This is a genomic window from Pseudomonas sp., from assembly GCF_050739655.1.
In the GTDB taxonomy this organism is placed as follows: domain Bacteria; phylum Pseudomonadota; class Gammaproteobacteria; order Pseudomonadales; family Pseudomonadaceae; genus Aquipseudomonas.
Map to the genome: position 1 here is coordinate 1 of NZ_JBOIBY010000136.1, position 2,533 is coordinate 2,533.

Below are 2,533 nucleotides of genomic sequence, written 5' to 3' on the forward strand. Positions count from 1 at the left end.
GGTTTACGCAGATGAGCAAGACTTCTCTCGATAAGAGCAAGATCAAGTTCCTTCTTCTCGAAGGCGTCCACCAATCGGCTGTCGACGTCCTCAAGGCGGCGGGCTACACCAGCATCGAGTACCTCACTGGTTCTCTGCCGGAAGCCCAGCTCAAGGAAAAGATCGCTGACGCTCACTTCATCGGCATTCGCTCGCGCACTCAACTGACCGAAGAGATCTTCGATCACGCGAAGAAGCTGGTGGCTGTAGGGTGTTTCTGCATCGGCACCAACCAGGTCGACCTGGACGCGGCCCGCGAACGCGGCATCGCGGTGTTCAACGCTCCGTACTCCAACACCCGCTCCGTAGCGGAACTGGTGCTGGCCGAAGCGATCCTGCTGTTGCGCGGCATCCCTGAGAAGAACGCTTCCTGCCACCGTGGCGGCTGGATCAAGAGCGCGGCCAACTCCTTCGAAATCCGTGGCAAGAAGCTGGGTATCGTCGGCTACGGCTCGATCGGTACTCAACTGTCGGTCCTGGCTGAAGGCCTGGGCATGCAGGTGTACTTCTACGACACCATCACCAAGCTGCCATTGGGTAACGCCACTCAGGTAGGCAAGCTGCACGAGCTGCTGGCGATGTCCGACATCGTTTCGCTGCACGTACCGGAAACCGCCGCCACCCAATGGATGATGGGCGAGAAGGAAATCCGCGCTATCAAGAAAGGCGGCATCCTGATCAACGCCGCTCGCGGCACCGTGGTCGAACTGGACGCCCTGGCGGACGCGATCAAGGACAAACACCTGATCGGCGCGGCCATCGACGTATTCCCGGTGGAGCCACGCTCCAACGACGAAGAGTTCGAAAGCCCGCTGCGTGGCCTGGACAACGTGATCCTGACCCCGCACATCGGTGGCTCTACCGCTGAAGCCCAGGCCAACATCGGTCTGGAAGTGGCGGAAAAACTGGTCAAGTACAGCGACAACGGTACTTCGGTATCGTCCGTGAACTTCCCGGAAGTGGCCCTGCCGGCTCACCCTGGCAAGCACCGCCTGCTGCACATCCACGAAAACATCCCGGGTGTGATGAGCGAGATCAACAAGGTCTTCGCCGAAAACGGCATCAACATCTCCGGTCAGTTCCTGCAGACCAACGAGAAGGTCGGCTACGTGGTGATCGACGTCGACGCCGAGTACTCGGACCTGGCGCAAGAGAAGCTGCAACACGTCAAGGGCACCATCCGTAGCCGGGTGTTGTTCTGATCGCGACTTGAGCGAAAAAAAGGGAGCCTTCGGGCTCCCTTTTTCGTTCACGCAACAACGTTACTTGACGTTGACGGTGATCTTCTCGGAAACGATCGGCGGATCGAACGGCATGTGGTTGCTATCGCCCAGTTCAAGCTGCAGGGTGTGCTTACCTGGCGTGAGCGTTATTTCAGCCTGGGTCTGCGCACCGCCGAAATGCAGGTGGTTGGCATCCTTGGGGATAGGCGCACCGGCGGCTGGCAGCTCATCGACGTCGATCAGCACGTGGTGATGACCGGTGTTCTTGGTGGTATCGCCCGCCGGTGCCAGGGCAATGTTCTCGACCGCGAACTTGACGACGACTGTCTGTGGAATCGTCGCACCATCCTTGGGAGAAACGATGGACACTTCGGCGCCTTTCGGAGCCGGTGTTGCAGCACTGGCCAGCACCGAAACACCCATCAACAGGCCAGCCAAAGCAGCACGTGACATAAAGGTTTTCATTCTCTTCTCCAGTTTTTCCGTAAAATTCGCGTGACCATGACAACTTCATGGCCATTCGTTGTCGAAGGCACTCGACAACCATAGCAAAGCGAGCCTGAATCAGAGGGTCGCGATAATAAATTCAAAGGAGTGTCCATGCGCTTTCTGCCTGGCCTGATCTGCCTGCTACCCCTTTTGAGCCCTTTGGCTCATGCCGAACTGATTGACGACGTCAACGACCGCGGCGAATTGCGCATTGCCCTTGAAGCCAATACACCCCCCTTCAATTTCAAGGAAGACGGCAATCTTGCGGGCTTCGAAGTCGAACTGGGTCAAATGCTGGCCAACGAACTGGATGTGCGCGCCGACTTTGTCGTCACCGATTCCAACGATCTGTTGAGCGGCGTTGAAAGCGGCAAATACGACATCGCCATCAATCACATAGCAGAGACCCCCGATCTAAAGGATCGTTTCGATTTCAGCGAGCCTTACACTCAGACCCATGCGCAGTTGATCGCGCAGAAAGAAGAGCCGCGCTCGATTCTGCTGGTGCAGTCGCTGACGGAAGAGAAGCCCAAAGCCGACCCGGCCGTGAGCCTGGCGATTCCGTTTCAGAAGGGTAATCCGGCGTTCCATGCCAGCCTGGAAAACGCATTGCAGCGGATCAAGGATGATGGGCGCCTGCAAGCACTGGAGCAGAAGTGGTTGGGGGCGGATGCGGATGTGGTGCCGAAACCTTGAGCCATCGAGAAGTTGAAGTAAAAGATGAACCCTGTGGGAGCGAGCTGGCTCGCGATGGCGGCCTGACATTCAACATCAATGTTGGC

At 57.6% G+C, this 2,533-nt stretch carries 3 protein-coding genes; 2 read left to right on the forward strand and 1 reads right to left on the reverse strand.

All coding sequences use genetic code 11. The annotated features are described in order from the left end of the window. Window positions 1-11 precede the first annotated feature (11 nt). On the forward strand, window positions 12-1,241 hold the full coding sequence (serA, locus tag ACRESJ_RS06910; RefSeq protein ID WP_431757253.1) for a phosphoglycerate dehydrogenase: 1,230 nt from the start codon (window positions 12-14) through the stop codon (window positions 1,239-1,241). Window positions 1,242-1,301: 60 nt separating this feature from the next. On the opposite strand, the gene ACRESJ_RS06915 is transcribed toward serA, so the two are convergent. Continuing rightward, window positions 1,302-1,727: a DUF4399 domain-containing protein gene (locus tag ACRESJ_RS06915; RefSeq protein WP_008015365.1), complete on the reverse strand. Its 426-nt coding sequence runs from the start codon at window positions 1,725-1,727 to the stop codon at window positions 1,302-1,304. A 135-nt stretch (window positions 1,728-1,862) separates the two neighbouring features. Between ACRESJ_RS06915 and ACRESJ_RS06920 the strand changes: the two genes are divergently transcribed. Further along, a complete protein-coding gene (locus ACRESJ_RS06920) occupies window positions 1,863-2,447 on the forward strand; it encodes a transporter substrate-binding domain-containing protein (RefSeq protein ID WP_431757252.1) in 585 nt (194 codons plus the stop codon). The last annotated feature ends 86 nt before the right edge of the window (window positions 2,448-2,533 follow it).